The 19,098-nt window shown below is 67.9% G+C and carries 14 protein-coding genes, 1 tRNA gene and 1 pseudogene; 8 read left to right on the top strand and 8 right to left on the bottom strand.

The genetic code is table 11. The features are described from left to right. Window positions 1–110: 110 nt before the first annotated feature. Window positions 111–197 (bottom strand) — tRNA-Leu (locus ABE505_RS11110). A 248-nt stretch (window positions 198–445) separates the two neighbouring features. On the opposite strand from ABE505_RS11110, the gene ABE505_RS11105 reads away from it, so the two are divergent. Further along, window positions 446–676 carry a hypothetical protein gene (locus ABE505_RS11105; RefSeq protein ID WP_346443989.1) on the top strand — a complete coding sequence of 77 codons (231 nt, stop codon included), beginning with the start codon at window positions 446–448 and terminating at the stop codon, window positions 674–676. A 35-nt stretch (window positions 677–711) separates the two neighbouring features. Here the strand turns inward: ABE505_RS11105 and ABE505_RS11100 are convergent, their stop codons facing one another. Continuing rightward, complete coding sequence (locus tag ABE505_RS11100; RefSeq protein ID WP_346443987.1) at window positions 712–3,615, bottom strand: chemotaxis protein CheB; 2,904 nt, start codon at window positions 3,613–3,615, stop codon at window positions 712–714. 115 nt (window positions 3,616–3,730) lie between these two features. Continuing rightward, window positions 3,731–4,504, bottom strand: coding sequence for a Crp/Fnr family transcriptional regulator (locus ABE505_RS11095; protein WP_346443985.1), 774 nt, complete (start codon window positions 4,502–4,504; stop codon window positions 3,731–3,733). 130 nt (window positions 4,505–4,634) lie between these two features. On the opposite strand from ABE505_RS11095, the gene parC reads away from it, so the two are divergent. Both parC and ABE505_RS11085 read left to right on the top strand, forming a co-directional pair. Then, window positions 4,635–6,878: a DNA topoisomerase IV subunit A gene (parC, locus tag ABE505_RS11090; RefSeq protein WP_346443984.1), complete on the top strand. Its 2,244-nt coding sequence runs from the start codon at window positions 4,635–4,637 to the stop codon at window positions 6,876–6,878. Window positions 6,879–6,919: 41 nt separating this feature from the next. Beyond that, window positions 6,920–7,570 (top strand): thiopurine S-methyltransferase, encoded by a 651-nt coding sequence (locus ABE505_RS11085; protein WP_346443982.1) that lies wholly within the window; start codon window positions 6,920–6,922, stop codon window positions 7,568–7,570. Between the two features lie 32 nt (window positions 7,571–7,602). Here the strand turns inward: ABE505_RS11085 and bfr are convergent, their stop codons facing one another. Further along, window positions 7,603–8,100, bottom strand: coding sequence for a bacterioferritin (bfr, locus tag ABE505_RS11080; protein WP_183426082.1), 498 nt, complete (start codon window positions 8,098–8,100; stop codon window positions 7,603–7,605). Window positions 8,101–8,237: 137 nt separating this feature from the next. Between bfr and ABE505_RS11075 the strand changes: the two genes are divergently transcribed. Beyond that, the gene (locus ABE505_RS11075; RefSeq protein WP_346443980.1) at window positions 8,238–9,614 is read left to right on the top strand and encodes an Hsp70 family protein; all 1,377 of its coding nucleotides are present in this window, start codon (window positions 8,238–8,240) and stop codon (window positions 9,612–9,614) included. A gap of 84 nt (window positions 9,615–9,698) precedes the next feature. Then, window positions 9,699–12,245 (top strand): penicillin acylase family protein, encoded by a 2,547-nt coding sequence (locus ABE505_RS11070; protein ID WP_346443978.1) that lies wholly within the window; start codon window positions 9,699–9,701, stop codon window positions 12,243–12,245. On the opposite strand, the gene ABE505_RS11065 is transcribed toward ABE505_RS11070, so the two are convergent. Next, a complete protein-coding gene (locus ABE505_RS11065) occupies window positions 12,242–12,868 on the bottom strand; it encodes an alpha-ketoglutarate-dependent dioxygenase AlkB (RefSeq protein ID WP_346443977.1) in 627 nt (208 codons plus the stop codon). The genes ABE505_RS11070 and ABE505_RS11065 overlap by 4 nt on opposite strands. Before the next feature lie 211 nt (window positions 12,869–13,079). On the opposite strand from ABE505_RS11065, the gene ABE505_RS11060 reads away from it, so the two are divergent. Then, on the top strand, window positions 13,080–13,721 hold the full coding sequence (locus ABE505_RS11060; protein ID WP_346443975.1) for an endonuclease/exonuclease/phosphatase family protein: 642 nt from the start codon (window positions 13,080–13,082) through the stop codon (window positions 13,719–13,721). Window positions 13,722–13,881: 160 nt separating this feature from the next. Continuing rightward, window positions 13,882–14,859, top strand: a complete 978-nt coding sequence (locus tag ABE505_RS11055; RefSeq protein WP_346443974.1) for an IS481 family transposase — start codon at window positions 13,882–13,884, stop codon at window positions 14,857–14,859. 34 nt (window positions 14,860–14,893) lie between these two features. Here the strand turns inward: ABE505_RS11055 and ABE505_RS11050 are convergent. After that, a pseudogene (locus ABE505_RS11050) lies at window positions 14,894–15,683 on the bottom strand (leucine zipper domain-containing protein); the annotation flags it as partial. A gap of 249 nt (window positions 15,684–15,932) precedes the next feature. Here ABE505_RS11050 and ABE505_RS11045 point away from each other — a divergent pair. Then, window positions 15,933–17,282 carry an MATE family efflux transporter gene (locus tag ABE505_RS11045; RefSeq protein WP_346443972.1) on the top strand — a complete coding sequence of 450 codons (1,350 nt, stop codon included), beginning with the start codon at window positions 15,933–15,935 and terminating at the stop codon, window positions 17,280–17,282. On the opposite strand, the gene ABE505_RS11040 is transcribed toward ABE505_RS11045, so the two are convergent. Both ABE505_RS11040 and ABE505_RS11035 read right to left on the bottom strand, forming a co-directional pair. Then, window positions 17,279–18,001, bottom strand: coding sequence for a phosphatase PAP2 family protein (locus tag ABE505_RS11040; RefSeq protein WP_346443970.1), 723 nt, complete (start codon window positions 17,999–18,001; stop codon window positions 17,279–17,281). The two genes, ABE505_RS11045 and ABE505_RS11040, sit on opposite strands and share 4 nt — an antisense overlap. Next, window positions 17,985–19,082: a hypothetical protein gene (locus ABE505_RS11035; RefSeq protein WP_346443968.1), complete on the bottom strand. Its 1,098-nt coding sequence runs from the start codon at window positions 19,080–19,082 to the stop codon at window positions 17,985–17,987. The genes ABE505_RS11040 and ABE505_RS11035 overlap by 17 nt, the downstream gene beginning before the upstream one ends. Between the last annotated feature and the right edge of the window lie 16 nt (window positions 19,083–19,098).

Raw genomic sequence — 19,098 nt, 5'->3', positions numbered from 1 at the left:
GTCGCGACGCCCTTCCCGGCCGCAGTCGAAAGCGCGTGTCAGGAACGGCAGGGACAAAAAAACCCGCACTCGGCGGGTTCGTTGTCGCAGTCGGTAAGGCTGCGATGACCTGGTGCCCAGGAGAGGACTCGAACCTCCACGGAGTTGCCCCCGCTAGCACCTGAAGCTAGTGCGTCTACCAATTCCGCCACCTGGGCAGGTCAGGGCGCGTATGTTGTCGATCCGCGCACGGCTTGTCAACGCATTCAAGGGCGATCCCGCAGGCCCGGCGCAAGCCACGTGCAGAAGGCCGGGGGGGCAACGGCTTCCGGCCGTCGCCGCGTTCGCGGCACGCACTGCACGCACCGGCGACATCGCCGCAGCTACACCACGACTGTGGATCTGCCGTCGCTGCCGTCGCCCTGCGCCGGCCAGGCGCCTTCCTCCCGCCCACAGGACCTGCCCGATGGCGCCGCTGCAGCCGATGGATGCTCGAGCCAGGCAGGCCGCCTGGCTGCACGACCTGCGCAATGCGGCCAATGGCGTCGGCATCGCGCTGGAGATGATCGAGCTGTTGCTCCAGCACGACGATCGCCCGGCCGTCGTCCGCAGTCTGGCGCGCGCGCAACACGGCTGCGCGCACCTGCTCGCGCTGGTACGCGCGCCGATCGAAGGCGAGACGGACGAGCCGACGTAGCCGCCGCACGCCCTGGCTGCAATCGCTGCGTGGACTCAGGCCTGCGGTTGCCGCTTGGCCAGGACATCGCGCATCGCCGCCGCCAGGGCATCCATCGACAACGGCTTGCTCAGGTGGGCGTCGAACCCCGAGGCACTCGCCTCCTGGATGTCGCTGGGCCGGGCATAGCCGCTGAGCGCCACCAGCGCGAGTCGATCGGCCCCGGCCAGCGCACGCGCCTGGCGGGCGAAGGCGTAGCCGTCCATGCCGTCCATGCCGATGTCCGACAGCACCAGGTCGAAGACCTGCGCATCGAGCCGATCGAGCGCATGGGCCGCATCGTGGCAGACCACGACCGAGGCGCCCTGCAGCTCCAGCAACTGCGCCAGCCCGTCGGCGGTGCCGACATCGTCGTCGACAACCAGGATCCGCAGCCCGTCCCAGCGCATCGCCTCGTGTCGGCCATCCGATTCGCCCGGCCCGAACAATGGGTAGGTGAAGCGCGGCAGCCACAGCGTGAACGTGGCCCCCCGCCCGGGGCCGTCGGAATGCGCTTCGATCCGGCCGCCGTGCAGGTCCACGAGCTGGCGCACCAGCGACAGCCCGATGCCCAGGCCGCCGCCCCGGCCGATCGCATGGCCGGTGCCCTGTCCGAACAGGTCGAAGATCCGCGGCAGCGACTGCGCATCGATGCCCTGCCCGGTGTCGCGCACGCGCAGCCGCACATAGTGCGCCTCACCCCCGACCATCAGCGAGATCTGTCCGCCCTGCGGCGTGAACTTGACCGCGTTGCTGAGCAGGTTCCAGACGATCTGCTCAATCCGCGACGCATCACCGCGCACCATGATCGGCGCGTCGGGGATCTGCATCCCGAACGCGATGCCCACCGATGCCGGATCCAGTCGCGCGACGTCCACCAATTCGATGACGACCATGCCCACATCGACCGGTTCGGGCTTGAGCGTGAGCTTGCCGGTGCGGATGCGCGACATGTCGAGCAGGTCGTCGATGATCTTGGTCTGGCTGCGGATCGCACGCCGCACGGTCTCGATCGAGGCGATCGCGCTCGACGACTCGCGCACGCCGGGCAGCCGGGCCATCAGCTCGGTGTTGACGCTGATCAGGTTCAGCGGATTCTTCAGCTCGTGCGACATCACCGCGAGGAACTCGTCGCGCAAGGTGACCGACGTCTCGGCTTCGTAGCGTCCCGCCCATGAGCGCGCGCCGCCCTGGCGTCTGGCGCCGAGCAGCAGCACGTACGCGACCACCTCGTCCTGCGCGCGGATCGCCGACAGCGCGACCCGGCACTGGATGCGATCCCCGCGGCAATTGCGGTACCAGCGCAGCCCCTCGACCGCCATGCCGGCCCCAGCCTGGACGAAGTCGTGCTCGGGCTGCCCGCTGTCGCGCTCCTGCTGGCCGTAGAGCGCGTCCACCCGCGTGCCCCGCAGGTCGCGCTCGCCATAGCCCAGCAGGTCGACGACGCCGCCACTGGCGGAGATCACCTGCCGCTGGCCGTCGGCGACCAGGACCGCGACATCGGTCGGGGCCAGGACACTGGCGTCGGCCTGGCCCCGACGCTCGCCCGCGGAGCGCAGGCTGGTGGTGTCGATGAAGGTCAGCACCGCGCCGTCGATCCGGTTTCCGGCGGTGCGGTAGGGCACCACGCGCGCGACGTACCCCTTGCCGTCGGTGCTGCGGATCTCGCGTTCGATCGGTTGCAGGGTCTCGAACGCGTTGCCGGCATCCTCGCCCAGTTCGGGATACTCCAGCCGGTGGGTGATGTCGAGCAGGCAGCGGCCGACATCGCCGGGAATGATGTTGAAGATCAGTTCGGCCTTGGGCGTGTAGCGCTTGATCCGCAGCCCGGCATCGACGAACACGGTGGCGATGTCGGTGGCGCTGAAGAAGGTCTGCAGCTCGTCATTGATCTTCGCCGTTTCCTCGACCTTCGACTTCAGTTCGTGGTTGACGCGGATCAGTTCCTCGTTGACCGACCGCAGCTCCTCCTTGCTGGCCTCCAGTTCCCCGGTCGCCGAGCGCAGGGCGGCCTTGATCGATTGCAATTCTTCGTTGGAAGCCTCGGACTGCGCGATCGCGACCTGCAGCCGGTCTCGGGTGCGCTGGAGTTCCTGTTCCAATTGCAGCAGCGCCTCGCCGTCACCGGTGCGCCGATCGTCCACGGGCGGCGGCGCATCGCCCGCGAGCACACGCTGGTGCACTTGGGCGAGGATCTCCAGGATGTCGCGGATCGCCCGCTCGCGCGCCTCACCAGTCGACGGCGCGGTCGCTGGAATGTGCTCGGCCCGCGGCTCGGGGCGCGGCAGTTGGATCTGCCTGGCATCGCGCCACAGCGCCACGAGCTTGCCCGCGATCTCGACCGCCGGCAGCACGAAATCCACGCAACCGCTGGCGATCGCGCTGCGCGGCATGTCCTCGTACTCGGCATCCTCGGGCAGTTGCGCGATCGCCACCCCGCCCTGCGCCTTGAGGCGCGCCAGGCCGACGCTGCCGTCGCTGCCGGTGCCCGACAGCACGATGCCGATCGCCCGGTCCATGTGCGCATCGGCGAGCGTGCGAAAGAACGCGTCGATCGCGATGTGCCGCCCCGCCGGCCGGTCGACGGCGCGCACCCCAAGGTAACCGTCGTCCATCGTCAACGACGTCGTCGGCGCGATCACATAGACGTGGTTGGGCTCGATCGGGGTCGGCGCGTTGACCTCGATCACCGGCATCGGCGTGCAATGCCGCAGCTCCTGGCTGGCCTGGCGCTGGTGCCGCGGCGACAGATCCAGGATGACCACATAGGCCAGGCCGCCGGTCGCCGGGGCCTGTTCGAACAGGCGACGCAACGCGGCCAGGCCGCCGGCCGAGGCGCCGATGCCCACCACCGGAAACGTCAGCGGGCGGCGCAACGCCCCGTCCTGACCATACGGCCCCCCGACGTCGCGGTCGGTCATCGTGGATCACGCCGGGTCGTCATGACCGGCATCATGCGCCGCCCGCCTGGTCGATCCAACACACGGCCGTGACGCGGCCATCGCCATCGGCGCCCGGTCGGGCAGCTGCGGACCGTTACAGCCCTGCGGTGGTGCGCAGCGTCGCCAGGTCGACGAGGTCGATGCGGCGAGGGTCGTCGAAGGCGAGCGCACCGGCTTGGCGCAGCTTGGTGAAGCTGCGGCTGACGGTCTCGATCGTCAGCCCGAGATGGTCGGCGATATCGGCACGGGTCATCGGCAGATCGACGCGATCGACGCGGCCACCGCGGCGCTGCTGGCGCTCGGCCATGTCGACCAGGAAGCCCGCCAGCCGTTCGCTCGGGCCGAGCCGGCCCAGCAGCATCAGGCTGGCCCGGGTGGCGTCGAGCTCGGTGCAGGCCTGCGCGAGCATGCCGGCCTCGAGCTCGGGATAGCGCTCGCACAGCCGGCGCATGTTCTGCATCGGGAATACGCACAGCACGCACTCGTTGATCGCCTCGATCGTGTGCTTGTAGTGCGCCGCGCTGCTGAAGCCGATGAAATCGCCCTCCATCAGAAAGCCGGCGACCAAGCGGCGGCCGTCGGGCAGCAGCCGCACCCGGCGCAGCATGCCGCGGGTCACGGTGTAGACGTCCCGGCGCGGACCGCCCTCGTGGACCAGCGTGGCGCCGGCCGGCAGCACGACCTCGCCGACGGCGGCCTCCAGGGCATGGGTCTCGGAGGCGGGCAGTGCGGCGCAGACCGCCAGATGCCGGCTCAGGCAGGCCTCGCAGCCCGAGTGGGAAGCACGCCGGGGCGCGCCCGACAGCGGATGGCGGGCGCCAGAGGAGGCGGGGTCGGAGACTCCGCGCGCGCGCAGCTTGGTATCCATGGGACAGCATGATAGCGCGACCGAGCGCGATTCCCGCACCCGCGCCCCATCGGCCCGGCCTCGGCCGGCGGCTCGTCCCCTGCGACCGGCACCCGCTAGAATCGCCGGCTCCCCCGCAGCCGCAGTCCCGATGACCGAGTCCGTCCGCCCCGCCTTCCATGGCTTCGAGCAGCTGCCGCTGCGCGAGTTCGCCGAGCGCGCCTACCTCGACTACTCGATGTATGTGGTGCTCGACCGTGCGCTGCCGTTCATCGGCGACGGCCTCAAGCCGGTCCAGCGCCGCATCGTCTACGCCATGAGCGAGCTGGGCCTGGGCGCGGCCGCCAAACCCAAGAAATCCGCACGCACCGTCGGCGACGTGATCGGCAAGTACCACCCGCACGGCGACAGCGCCTGCTACGAGGCGCTGGTGCTGATGGCCCAGCCGTTTTCCTACCGCTACCCGCTGATCGACGGCCAAGGCAACTTCGGCTCCAGCGACGACCCCAAGTCGTTCGCGGCGATGCGCTACACCGAGTCCAAGCTCACCCCGATCGCCGAGATGCTGCTCTCCGAGCTCGGCCACGGCACGGTCGACTGGACCGACAACTTCGACGGCACGCTCGAAGAGCCCTCGTGGCTGCCGGCGCGGCTGCCGCACCTGCTGCTCAACGGCACCACCGGCATCGCGGTCGGCATGGCCACCGACGTGCCGCCGCACAACCTGGGCGAGATCGTCAGCGCCTGCGTGCGCCTGATCGACGATCCCGACGCCAGCGTGCGCGACCTGTGCGAGCACGTGCGCGGGCCCGACTACCCGACCAGCGCCGAGATCATCACCCCGGCGTCCGACCTGCTGCAGATGTACGAGACCGGCCACGGCAGCGTGCGTGCCCGCGCGACGTTCGACAAGGAACACGCGAACATCGTCATCACCGCCCTGCCCTACCAGGTCTCGCCGTCGAAGGTGATCGAGCAGATCGCAGCCCAGATGCGCGCCAAGAAGCTGCCGTGGCTGGAGGACATCCGCGACGAGTCCGACCACGCCAACCCGGTACGCGTGGTCCTGGTGCCGCGTTCGAACCGGGTCGATGCCGAGCAGTTGATGGGGCATCTGTTCGCGACCACGGACCTGGAGAAGAGCTACCGGGTCAACCTCAACGTCATCGGTCTGGACGGCAAGCCGCAGGTCAAGCACCTCAAGGCGCTGCTGAGCGAATGGCTGCAGTTCCGCACCGACACCGTCACCCGCCGGCTGACCCATCGGCTGGAGAAAGTCGAGCGCCGCCTGCACCTGCTCGACGGTCTGTTGATCGCGTTCCTGAATCTCGACGAGGTGATCCGCATCATCCGCACCGAGGACGAGCCGCGTGCAGTGCTGCAGGCGCGCTTCGGCCTGAGTGACGAGCAGGTCGACTACATCCTCGAGACCCGCCTGCGCCAGTTGGCGCGGCTGGAGGAGATGAAGATCCGCGGCGAACAGGCCGAGCTCGAGGCCGAGCGCGATCGCCTGATCGCCACGCTCGCCAGCAAGGCCAAGCTGCGCAAACTGATCAAGGACGAGTTGCTGGCCGACGCCAAGAAGTTTGGCGACGCACGCCGCTCGCCGCTGGTCGTGCGCGGCAGCGCGCAGGCACTGGCCGAGACCGACCTGGTGCCCAGCGAGCCGGTGACGATCGTGGTCAGCGAGAAGGGTTGGGTGCGCGCCGCCAAGGGGCACGATGTCGACCCGGCGGGGCTGTCGTACCGCGAGGGCGACCGCCTGCTGGCGTTCGCACGCGGACGCAGCACGCAGCAGGTCGCCTTCCTCGACTCGAACGGCCGCAGCTATTCGACGATCGCCCATTCGCTGCCGTCGGCGCGCGGTAATGGCGAGCCGCTGACCGGCCGCTTCTCGCCGGCCGCAGGCGCGGCGTTCCAGACCCTCGCCTCCGGCGACAACGACAGCCGCTTCGTCGTCGCGTCTTCGCACGGCTACGGCTTCGTGACCCGGTTCGAGAACCTCACCGGCCGCAACAAGGCCGGCAAGGCGATGCTCTCGCTCTCGCCCGGCGCCGCCGTGCTGCAGCCGGCGGCGGTCCGCGATGCCCAGGCCGATCGGCTGGTGGTGGTCACCAGCGCCGGCCACCTGCTCGCGTTTCCGGTCGCCGAGTTGCCGGAACTCGACAAGGGCAAAGGCAACAAGATCATCGAGATCCCCAAGGCCAAGCGCGGCACCGAGCAGGTCGTCGCGCTGGCCGTGGTCTCGCCGGGCGGAGCGCTGCTGGTGCAGTCGGGCGCGCGCACGATGACCCTGGCCTTCAAGGAACTCGACGCCTACATCGGCGCGCGCGCCAGCCGCGGCGGCCTGCTGCCGCGCGGCTGGCAGAAGGTCGAGGGCCTGTCGGTGGCGTGACGGCCTGCGCCGTCGCCCACCTTCAACTTTTCGGAGCCGGCATGGATCCGGAGTTCTGGCACGCACGCTGGCGCACGCAGCGCATCGGCTTCCACCGCGACGCGCCGCTGCCGCTGCTGGTCACGCACTGGCCGGCCCTGCACCTGTCGGCAGACGCACGCGTCTTCGTGCCCCTGTGCGGCAAGTCGCTGGACATGGTGTGGCTGGCCGAGCAGGGCCATCGCGTGCTCGGGGTCGAGCTGTCGGAACTGGCCGTGCGTGCATTCTTCGACGCGTGCGGGCTCATCCCGCAGGTCCACGACACCGCAGCCGGCCGGCACTATGTCGCCGGCCCGTTCGAGTTGATCGTCGGCGATGCATTCGCACTCGATGCGGACGTGCTGGCCGATTGCGCGGCGGTCTACGACCGGGCGGCGCTGATCGCGCTGCCGCCGGAGCTGCGCGCGACCTATGCCACGACCGCGTGGCACCGGTTGCCGGCCGGTTGCCGCGGGCTGCTGGTCACGCTGACGTACCCGCAGCACGAGAAAGCCGGGCCACCCTTCTCGGTCGACACCGACGCGGTGCATGCGCTGCTCGATGCCGATTGGCGCGTGGACCTGGTCGAGCACCGCGACATCCTCGCCAGCGAGCCGGATTTCGGCACGAGCGCGCTGTCGACCACGGTCTGGCGGGTCGCGCGCCGCGGCTGACGCGCAGCGTGGCGCGCGAACGCGCGGGGCTTTTAGCCCACGCCGGCGTGGGTGCCTTCCGCCTCGCCCATGCGGCTTTGCTGGTAGTTCTGCAGGCCGATCATCTCGATCAGGCGCAGTTGCTTCTCCAGCCAGTACGTGTGGTCTTCCTCGGTGTCCGAGAGCTGGGTCACCAGTACCTGGCGGCTGACGAAGTCGCCATGGCGTTCGCACAGCGCGATGCCCTGGGCGAGGTGGTCGCGCACCGCGTATTCGAGTGCGAGATCCTTGCGCAGCATCTCCTCGACCGTGCGCCCGGGTTCGAACGCCTCGGGCCGCATGTCCGGGTCGCCCTCCAGGAACAGGATGCGGCGCAGCAGCGCATCGGCGTGCTGGGTCTCCTCTTCCATCTCGTGGTTGATCCGCGCATAGAGCTGGTGCAGGCCCAGATCCTCGTAACGGCGCGAATGGATGAAGTACTGGTCGCGTGCGGCAAGCTCGCCGCGCAACAGGAATTTCAGGTAGTCGACGACTTCGGGATGGCCTTTCATCGGGGGGCTCGCGGCTCGGGAATGCGGGCAGTATGCCCAGTCGCGCGCGACGATGATCGGATGCAAATGCATGCATTTCGCATTCTCAGGGACAGCCACGTAGACTCCCCGCCCCTTCGGCTCCCGCGGACGCGAAGATGAAGATCGGCATCGATTTCGGCACCAGCTATTCGGCCGCCGCCGCGCGCGTCGGCGACCGCCTCCAACACATCCGCTTCGGCGGGCAGGCGCAGTTCCGCACCGCGGTGTACTTCCCGCGCGCCGTGCCCGACGTGGCCGACTTCGCGCTGACCGACGCGATGGAGGCGCAGGTCGCCGAGATCGTGCGCGACCTCAAGGCCGCGCAGACCCGCGCCGGCACCACCGTGCGCGGCGAGGCACAGTTGCGCGGCGACGCGGTGCGCATCGTGCGCCGGCAATGGATGGAACAGCAGATGCGCGAGGCGCAAACCTCGGTCGCCGACCTGCAGGACGCGGTGTTCGGCGAGGAGGCGATCGAACGCTACCTCGAGGACGGCACCGGCAACCTGGTGCAGTCGCCCAAGTCGATGCTCGGCTTCAATCTGCATCCGCGCGCCCGCGCCACCATCGCCGGTATCGCCGCGCACATCCTCGAGCACATCCGGCTCACGGCGAGCCGTCAGCTGGGCACCGTGGTGCGCGAGGCGACGCTGGGCCGTCCGGTGCGCTTCCGCAGTTCGATGGGTGAGGCCGGCGGCGAGCAGGCGCTGGCGATCCTGCGCGAGGCGGCGGGCATCGCCGGCTTCGACACCGTGCACTTCCTCGAAGAACCGGCCGCGGCCGCGCTGCACCACCACGCGATCAGCCCGCAGCGCCAGACCACGCTGGTCGTCGACGTCGGCGGCGGCACCACCGACATCGCGCTGGCGAGCATCGGCGGCGATGCTCCGCCGCAGGTGCATCGGGCCTGGGGCATCGCCCATGGCGGCACCGATGTCGATATCGCGCTGAGCCTGGCCCGCGCGATGCCGCTGTTCGGCAAAGGCGTCACGCGCACGCCGGTGCACCATTTCGTCGAGGCCGCCACCGTGCAGGACCTGCCGCGCCAGCGCGAATTCCATCGCCACGACTACCGCGACGTCGTGGCGCCGTACGGCGCGCGTCTGCAGGCGCTGCAGGACGAGGGCGGTACCACCCGGCTCTACCGCGGGATCGAGACCATGAAGGTCCGGCTCAGCGATGACGCCACGGCCGTGCAGCCGCTCGACTTCATCGAGCCGGGCCTGTCGGTGGACGCCGGCCGCGCCGATCTCGAGGCCGCCGCCGCCCGCTTTCTCGATCAGATCGGCGGACTGCTCGATGAGGTCCGCGCCGACCTGCCGCAGCCGCCCGACAGCCTGTTCCTGACCGGCGGCATGTCCGGCGCCCCCTATGTACAGGCCGCCGCGCGGGCGCGGTTCCCCCAGGCCCGGGTCGTTCGCGGCGACCCGTCGCTGGGCGTCGTCTCGGGACTGGCCGAGCACGCGTCCAACACGCCCGCCGCCGCGGGCTGAGCGCCGCGGCGCCCCCGCCCCCTCACGCGCGGAACCTGAAACAATCGGGCGGCGGCAGGCGGCCGCGACGGGGGGAGCTCGGCAATGCGCAACCGGTGGCGCGCTTGGAGCGTGCGGGCGCTGCTCGTATTGGCAGTCTTGGCAGTGGCGATCTCGGCGATGCTGTGGTGGCAACTGCGCGGCAGCCTGCCGGCGCTGGCGGGCACACGAACGCTGCCCGGGCTCGAGGCCTCGGCGACGATCCAGCGCGACGCCTTGGGCACGGTGACGATCACCGCCGACAGCGAGACCGACGCGATGCGCGCGCTGGGCTGGGTGCACGCCCAGGAGCGTTACTTCGAGATGGATCTGATGCGGCGCCTGCCCGCAGGCGAGCTCTCGGCGCTGTTCGGCGAGCGGGCGCTCGACACCGATCGCCGCCATCGCCTGCACCGCATGCGCGCCCGCGTCGACGCCACGCTGACCGAGGTCGCCGGCGAGCGCATGCCGCAGTTGCGCGCCTACGCCGAGGGCGCGAATGCCGGGCTGGCCGCATTGCGGGCCCGGCCCTGGCCATACCTGCTGCTGCGCCGGCAGCCGACGCCCTGGACGCCGGCCGACTCGGCCCTGGTCGGCTTCTCGATGTACTTCGACCTGCAGGACGCCGGCAACGTCCGCGAACTGGCCATGCACCGTCTGCGACCGCATCTGCCGCCCGCGCTGTTCGCGCTCGTGGCCCACGACGGCAGCCGCTGGGACGCGCCGCTGGCGGGCGCAGCGCGCGGCGATGCGGCATTGCCGGATGCCGACGCGGTGGACCTGCGCCGGTTGGACGCGGGGTATGCGGGCAACGAGGACGGGCCGCCAGCGGCAATGGCGTGGGCTGCCCCCAGGCCCACCGCCGTGTGGGAGAGGGACGGTGGCAGGCCACCTGCGGCGGCCGATCTCGCCGTGGGAAGCAACAACTTCGCAGTCGGCGGTGCATTGACCGCCGACGGGCGCGCACTGGTCGCCGACGACATGCACCTGGGCCTGCGCGCGCCCAACCTGTGGTTCCGCGCCCGGCTGCTCTATCCCGACGTCCGCGCACCCGGCGGCCGAGTCGACATCACCGGCTTCACGCTGCCGGGCCTGCCCGCGGTCATCGTCGGCAGCAATGGCCACATCGCCTGGGGCTTCACCAACAGCTACATCGATACGCTGGACTGGCAGCGCATCGTGCCCTGCGCGACCGACGCCCCGCAGGGCCCCGGCTGCACGCCGCTGCGGCGCCATGCCGAGACCATCGCCATTGCCGGGCGCGCCTCCGATGTTCTGATGGTCGAGGACAGCGACTGGGGCCCGGTGGTCCACCGCGAGGCCGACGGCAGCGCGCTGGCGCTGCGCTGGACCGCGCACCTGCCCGGGGCCCTGAACTTCGGACTGGCGGACTTCGCCCATGCGCGCGATCTCGATGACGCACTCGTGATCGCCGACCGCACCGCGACCCCGACCCAGAACCTGGTGATCGGCGATCTGCACGGCGCGGTCGCCTGGCGCCTGCTCGGCCCGGTCCCGGTGCGTGCGCCCGGCTGCGATGGCGCGACGGTCTCCCGTTCCCAGGATATCGACGGTACCGCAGGCGACGCTGGCAACATCTGTGCACCGTGGCCGATCGCCACCGATGCGTCGCCGCGCGTCCGCTCGCCCGAGGCGATGCGGCTGTGGACCGCGAACAGCCGTGTCGTCGACGGTGCCGACTTCGCCCGGATCGGCGACGGCGGTGCCGCGCTGGGCATCCGCGCCTGGCAGATCCGCCAGGGGCTCGACGCCCGCGCGCGCTTGGCCGAACGCGACCTGCTCGCGATCCAGCTCGACGACCGCGCGCTGCTGCTGTCGCATTGGCATGCCCTGCTCGCCCAGGCGGCCGACGCGGCCGGCGCCGACGCCACTGCACTGCACGCACTCGCCGACGCCGCCGCAGACTGGCGCGGCCATGCGGCGGTCGATTCGGTCGGCTATCGCATCGTCCGCGCATGGCGGCTCGCGGTGCATGCGCGCATCGCCGATGGCCTGCTCGCCCCCGCGCGTGCAACGGCCGGCGACGCGCTCGCCTGGCCGGACCCGCCGAATTTCGAAGGCGTGGTCTGGCCGCTGGTGAGCCAGCGCCCCGACCACCTGCTGCCGCGCCGGTTCGCCTGCACGCCGCAGACCCAGCATGGGCGCTGCGCGCCGATCATCGACGGCTGGACCGCGTTGCTGGAAGACGCCGCGCGCGAGGTCCGCGACACGCTGCAGGCCGAGGGGCCCTTGGCGCAACGGACCTGGGGCGAATACAACACCACCGCGATCTGCCACCCGCTCGCAGCCGCCATCCCGCTGGTGGGCAGGCGCGCGCTGTGCATGCCGGCGCAGCCACTGCCCGGCGACGGCACCATGCCGCGCGTCCAGATGCCTGCGTTCGGCGCCTCACAGCGCATGGTGGTCGCCCCCGGACACGAGCTCGATGGCATCGCGCACATGCCCGGCGGCCAGAGCGGTCACCCGCTCTCGCCGTTCTGGGGCGCCGGCCACGACGACTGGGCTCAAGGTCGGCCCACGCCGTTCCTGCCGGGCCCGGCCACGCACATGCTGCAGCTGCAACCCGCACACCGCGCGGCACGCAGCGACTAGCGGCCCAGCGCGCCCTGCCAATGGGTGCCATAGCGCCCGGCGGCCATCTTCGCGGCCGGGCGCGCGCGCAACACCGCACTGATCCGCGGGCCGACCGGGCGCGTCGTCTTCGCGATCCCGTGCTCGTGGGTCAACTGTGAGGCATGGCTCATCGCCAGCACGCTGCCGGGCGCGAGTTCGATCGCGATCGCCTTGCCGCGCCCGGTCTTGGCGCGGATCGACATCCGCCGCGCGCCCCCCAGCGACAGCAGCGCGATCGGCTGACCGGGCACCAGCGTGTCCAGCTTGTCGTGGTGCATGGCCACGCTGTCGCGGCCGTCGCGGTAGAGATTGAGCCCGACCGCGGTATACGGCGCAGGCACCAACCGCTGCACAAGGCGGCACATCTCCGCCAGCGGCAGCTCGGGCGGCAGCGCGTCGAGCCGGTAGGACGCCAGCAGCCGCGGGACCGCGACCACACGGTCGTACATCGGCCGATGCTGGGTCTCCCAGTGTGCCCGGTCGCGCAGCGCCTCGAACCACGCCGCCGCGGTCGCCGGATCGACGGCATCGGCCCAGTAGCGGATGCCGCCCTCGTCGTCGTCGACGAGGGTCCGCGGCGTGGCGCTGGGGAACAGGTCCATCGTCCCGAGATGGGGCCGCCCGACCCGCCGGGCAAGCAATCCTGGGCCGCCGCGCCGACATCGCACCGGATCCAGCGCCACGCGATATCGGCATCCCACCGATGCCCGGCGCCGGGCCGGCACGCCATCGTCGACGCACCGGTTCCAAGCGTTCCGCGCCGATCAGCGATCGGGCGCACCGACCGGCCCCATCGCCCCCGGAGCTTCGACCATGCCATCCATCGTCACCTGGAACACCCAGGGCAACCCTCTCAACGACACCAACAAACGCACCATGCTGACCGGCCTGTGCGAGGCGTTCGACATCGTGCTGCTGCAAGAATGCGGCCGCTTCGGCGAGGCCGCACGGACCTTCGCAGGCAAGCATGTGTGCTGGACCGAACAGGCCGGCGCGTTCAACGCGCGGTGCTCGACCGCCATCCTCGCCCCGCGCTGGGAGGATTCAGGCCTGTGGACCGGCAGCTCGACTGGACGCGCGGGCCTGTGGATCCGCATCGACGACCTGTTCGTCGCGACGATCCACTGCACCTCCAGTGGCGTCGGGCTGACCGATCTGCGGCCGTTCGCCGGCGACATGGCCCGGGTCGCCGGCGACCACGCGGTGCTGATCGGCGGCGACTTCAACCACGAAGTCGCCGACGATCCGGCCGAGCTCAACGCCGGCACCGCATCGCGTCCGGTGCTGTTCTCCGTGCACACCCAGGGGCGCGCCACGCGCCACGCGCCACGCGCCGCGGCCGCGGCACGCTCGACGCTTCCTCTCGCGCCATATCGCAGACGTCGGCACCCCGCGCCCGAGCCAGAGCATCCGCTCCGACCACTGCGCCCTGTCGATCACGGTCGAGCTGTGTAAACCCAGCACGTTGTTCAGTGGGATCGGGATGCTGGAGATGGGCGGTTTGTAGCCGAGGCTGGCATGAGGGCATGCCAGTCGTAGTGGTGCAACCAATCATTGAGGGCGCTAGCTGTGAGGTTTCAAGAGGTTGTTCCCCTCTGACTGGGGTAGGAAGCTGATGTCGCCAAGACGTCATTTCCATCCCAGCGAGGGGAACAACATGCACAAGAATGCCCGCCTGACCCCGAAGGGTCGAGAGGTCCTGATCCAGCGGCTGGAGGCTGGTCAACGGGTGTCCGAGGTTGCGCAGGCATTAGGGATTTCGGAGACCACGGCCCGGAAGTGGTGGCGCCGCTATCAGGCAGGCGAGAGCCTGCAGGACCGCAGCAGTCGGCCCCACGTGTCGCCGCGCCGGACCTCGCCCCAGCTGCGCGCCCATGTCCAAGCGCTGCGCCGCCAGCGCCATACCGGCCGCTGGATCGTCCAGCAGACGGGCTTGTCCCCGGCCACGGTGTCGCGAGTGTTGCGGCAAGCCGGCATCAGCCGCTGGCGCGAATTGGAGCCGCAGCCTCCTGCCCAGCGCTACGAGTATGGCGCGCCGGGTGAGTTGATCCACTTGGATATCAAGAAGTTGGGACGGATCGGCTCACCCGGTCACCGCGTCGCCGGTAATCGGTCTCACCGTCACCGGGGCATCGGCTGGGACTTCGTGCACGTTGCTATCGATGATCACTCGCGCGTCGCCACCGCCACCGTCGCAGCCGACGAATGCGGCGAGACGGCGGTGGCGATCCTGCGCCAGGTCGTCGCACGCTACCAGGCTTGCGGCGTGACCGTTCAGCGGGTGATGACCGACAACGGATCTGCGTATGTCTCCCACGCCTTTGCCGCGGCCTGTCGCGTGCTGGGACTCAAGCACATCCGCACGCGCCCTTACACGCCTCGCACCAACGGCAAGGCCGAACGCTTCATCCAGACCGCCCTGCGTGAGTGGGCTTACGCCACCTGCTTCGAGACCTCGGCCCAACGCCAAGCGGCATTAAGCGACTGGCTCCACCACTACAATTGGCACCGGCCACACACCGCTGCAGGCGGGCTGGCCCCAGTCTCCAGACTAGGGCTCAGTCAAAACAACCTATTGAAGCTCCACAGCTAGCCCGCTGGCATGACTCCACGTAGGAGCGTGTTTAGGCCCGCTCGCGCAGGCTGGTCTGGACCAGGCGTTCGGCCTTGCCATTATTGCGTGGAGTGTAGGGTTGGGTGCGCAGGTGGCGCATTCCCAACCGCTGGACGAGCCGGCGGAAGTGACGGGATCTGTAACAAGCACCGTTATCCGTCAGCACGCGCTCGAAGCGGACGCCCAGGGTTCTGTAGTAGCGCAGCGCCTGCAGCAGTGCCTTGCAGGCGCTAGTTCCACGCTCGTCCGGCTCGATGACGCCAAAGGCCACGCACGAGTGGTCGATGCCAAGGTGAACGTACTCCCAGCCGCTGCCTCTGGATGTGATCTGCCGATTGCCGGTGACTCGATGCCCCGGGCTGCCGGAAGCAGCCAAGCTTCTTGATGTCCAGATGCAGCAGTTGGCCGGGCTGGGTCATATTCGTAGCGATTGGGCGGCGGCGCGGGCTCAAGTTCGGCCAATCGGCGCAGACCGGCCCGGCGCAGGAGTCGCGCGACCGTGCTCGGTGCGACCGGCAACTGCGCGGCGATCTGGCGGCAGGTCAGGCGGGCCCGCCGATGATCGAGTACCTGATCAACGATCGGTTGCGCGATGGCGTGCGGACAGTGGCGCGGCCGGGAGAATCGATCGGCCACGCCGGACGCGCCTCTTCCTTGAGCCGCTTCAGCCATTTGTAGGCAGTGCGCGCACTGACGCCGGCCGCATGGGCGGCCTCCTCGACCCGCAACCCCTCCATGAGAATGCGATTGACAAGAAGGGCTCGACCGCGAGGCGTCAAACGGGCATGTTTATGCAGGTTCATCCGGGGCTCCTGGGGTGCTGCTTGGATCGCACCTACAGAATTCCGGGATCGCCCCGGGTGAGCGACCTACTGAGAGATCACAGCTAGCTCTCGAAAGGTTGCGCATATCCTCTTGTCCTTCATTAAAATTCAGCCTGCACTAGGTTCCATGATCTGGGGGGAGCGCGTCACCCTTGGAAAGGCGGTCTTATCGGACGCTTCAATCGACCTGCCGGCATATGAGTAGCCAGCTCTAACGAGACAATTAAAGTGCGACGGAACCTCGCCTCTAACGCCATCGTTGGCAACCTCCTCGGTACCGCCAGCTTCATTGCCTTGGGATTGTTCATCCAGTCAATTTATCTAGTCGTTGATCTCCACTTCGTTGCTCGTCTGGGTGAAGAGGCGCTAGCTGGCGTTTCGATCGTTAGCCTAGCTTCGCTGATCACGAACGCGACTTATCAGGTCATCTGCATCGGCGCCATTGCGTTGGTTGGCCGCGCTTTGGGCGCAGACGACACATCGCGTGCGAATCGCATGATGTCCGCCGCCATGACCCTAGCCGTGATCTGCACGGCCACCGTGTTCGTGGCTGGCTATTCGGGCGGTCCGCTTTGGATGAATTCGATCGCAGCGACCGACGGCACGGCGCGGGCCGCCCGCACTTATCTATTCACCGCACTTCCGTCCTACGCACTGATGTTTCCCGTGGCCGTGCTCAGTTCAGTACTGCGGGCGGCCGGCTCGATGATGGGTGCCACATTGGTGTTTGTGGGCTCCACGCTAGTTAAAGCTGCCCTGACGCCATTGCTGGTCAATGGCGCTTGGGAATTTCCTACCTTGAACGTGGCCGGCGCCGGGTTGGCATCGTCTTTGTCCATCGGCGGCAGCTTGATCGCGATGTGCTTCGTGCTCAGAAAGCATGACGCACTTCGGATGGAATGGCCGCAATGGGACACGCTGGTTTCGGATGCGAGACACGTCCTGCGCATCGGCATCCCGGCGAGCGCGGAAATGGGCATGGTGTTTCTGACCACCGTTACCATTCAATGGGCGCTACGCGACAGCGGCGCCGTCACGCAGGCCGGCTTCGGTGCAGCGATGCGCATGGCGCAAATACTGTTGGCGCCGGGTATGGCTGTCGCGCTTGCGCTGGTGCCCCAAGTCGCGCATTGCTTGGGAGCCGGCCACCATGATCGTAGACGGAAAAGCTTGTGGTGGGCGTTGGGACTGACGGCCGTTGCAACGCTGTCGGTCACGCTGGTCGCCTTGCTGGTTCCTCGGCTTGTGCTGACGCCTATCGTTTCCGGCGATCTGGCGACGCTCGATACAGCGAGCACGCATCTTGCCGTTTTGTCGATAGCCTTCGTTCCCACCGGCGTGGCCTATGTTGCGTCCGCCTACGGACAGGGGATTGGCCGCACCTTACCCGCCCTTTATGCAGCGTGCGTGCGCGTGCCTGCGTGTGTGGCGCCGATTTGCGCGCTATCCCTGATGGAAAAAGCAGCGCCTCTTACCCTGCTCTGGATCTCAGTCGGGTCTGTATGGATACAGGCGCTGGCGGCTTGGTTACTTTTGTTTTCATGGCAGCGCTCGGTGGCCCTGCCTTCGGAAGCCTAATCGAAGGTCGCTCGCTTAGACCTGCTGCCCTCTGCGGCCACAGCGGCCATGCCGCAGAGCATGCCTATATACGCCCCGGCCCACACATCCGAAAGGAAATGCGTGTTGGACATCACATAAGTCGCCAAAACCAATCCAGATAGCACGCCCAAGGGTACGCGCAGCTTCGGGAACCACATCATGAACGGCACCACGAAGGCCAGCAAGAGCGCCGTAGAACCTGATGGAAAAGCCGCGTAAGCCTTAGACGAACCCGCGAAAGGCATAAACATGTGGATGCCGTCGTTCAAATAGCCCCAACTGGGAGCATCGCATTTTGCGATACTCGCACCTGGGCTGGGATCGATCACTAACCGAGGCCAAGTGCGACCGAACGCGATCTTGAGCATCGTCTTCGCCGCCAGGGCCACCATGAGCCCGATGCTCAGGTAGAACCCGCGCCGCGTAGCGCTATATCGGTCCAGCCAGGGGTAGAGAAGGATGTGGACTATCAGGTACACACCCATCAATGTCGACAGTCCAACGGGAATACTCAATAGTTTCAGCATCCACGCTTGGCGGTCAGCATTTATGGCGTGTAGCCAACCTGTCAACGGCAAATCGATCCACATTACTAATATCACGCACCCCAATACCGTGACCACCCCGGCCCAGCGGGCAAATCGGCTCACAAATAACCAACGATCCTCCCTGCTCGGCGGCTCAATCGATGCTTTCATGTCTCTCAGCACGCATGCCAACATCGGACTTATGGTCGTTTTCTTCTGTTTGCGCGACGCCTCGACCGAATTTCGCTAGAAACTGGGCGCGATGATCGTTATAGCTGCTGACCAATCGCATTGTCTTCATCGCCCGTATCAGAAGAAAGGGGATATCGAATTGTCCTCGAAGGAAGGCGCAGTTCGCCGAGCCGGGGCGTGCGTGATGATTGTTGTGCCACTCGCCGGCCAAGTAGCCATAAAAGCGTTGGTTGAGCGCGAACGAACTGCGATCCAGGTCCCAGCCATCGACTTGCCTGACATTCTCCTGTGTACCATGGCCGCGAAAGTTGAAATCTCGCACGACCGCATGCCAGCAAAACTGGACTGCAAGCCAGGCAAACAACCAAGGCAACCCACCGATGGTGTACCACGCGCCGGCCCACAGCAACGAGGCGAATATCCAGCGAGCCAAATAGTGCGGAATGGATTCGACGCACGCCCAACGGCGGAAAGACTGATAGCTCGAAAATGGCATGTTCAGGTGCGAAAGCCGGCCCTTGATCCGCTCGTATTCGGCTTCTGTGACGTCGGTATCGACTTCGAAGTATGAGGCAATGTAGTTGCCAAGCCACCCTAACCGTGGACCATTGGGATCCTGATCGCCGTCGGCGTGGAGATGATGGACATTGTGGACCAACGCATAGACCTCTTCCCGATAGCCCAGAGGATTGAGCCACAGAATGAGGCGCGGCAGCCAAGGCGAGCTGAATCGGAACGATCGGTGGCTACAATATCGATGATACCAAATGGTGTTGGTGAAGTTGGCCAGTACCAGAAACACCGCAAAGAAGAAGAGCATGGTCTCCACGGAGGCATAGCGGTAGAAGAAGATCACCGTGGGGATCACCATGAGCCAATGACTGAATTCGAACAACGCATGCAGCGTGCGGCGCCGATCGGCGACAAAATTCAGCGAATGCGCATACTGGCGGAGCGCGTCTTTGACGGATGCGATAACCGGCCTGCCTTGCTCGTCGCGCACGGCGTAAACGCGGGGAAGCAGCCTCAAAGGCGAGCGGTGGGTCACTGGGTCAGTCATGTCGATCGTCCTTGCT

This window comes from Luteimonas sp. TWI382 (assembly GCF_039674545.1).
Classification (GTDB): domain Bacteria; phylum Pseudomonadota; class Gammaproteobacteria; order Xanthomonadales; family Xanthomonadaceae; genus Luteimonas.
The sequence above is the reverse complement of the archived record's forward strand: the minus strand, read 5'-3'. Positions and strand labels throughout refer to the sequence as shown.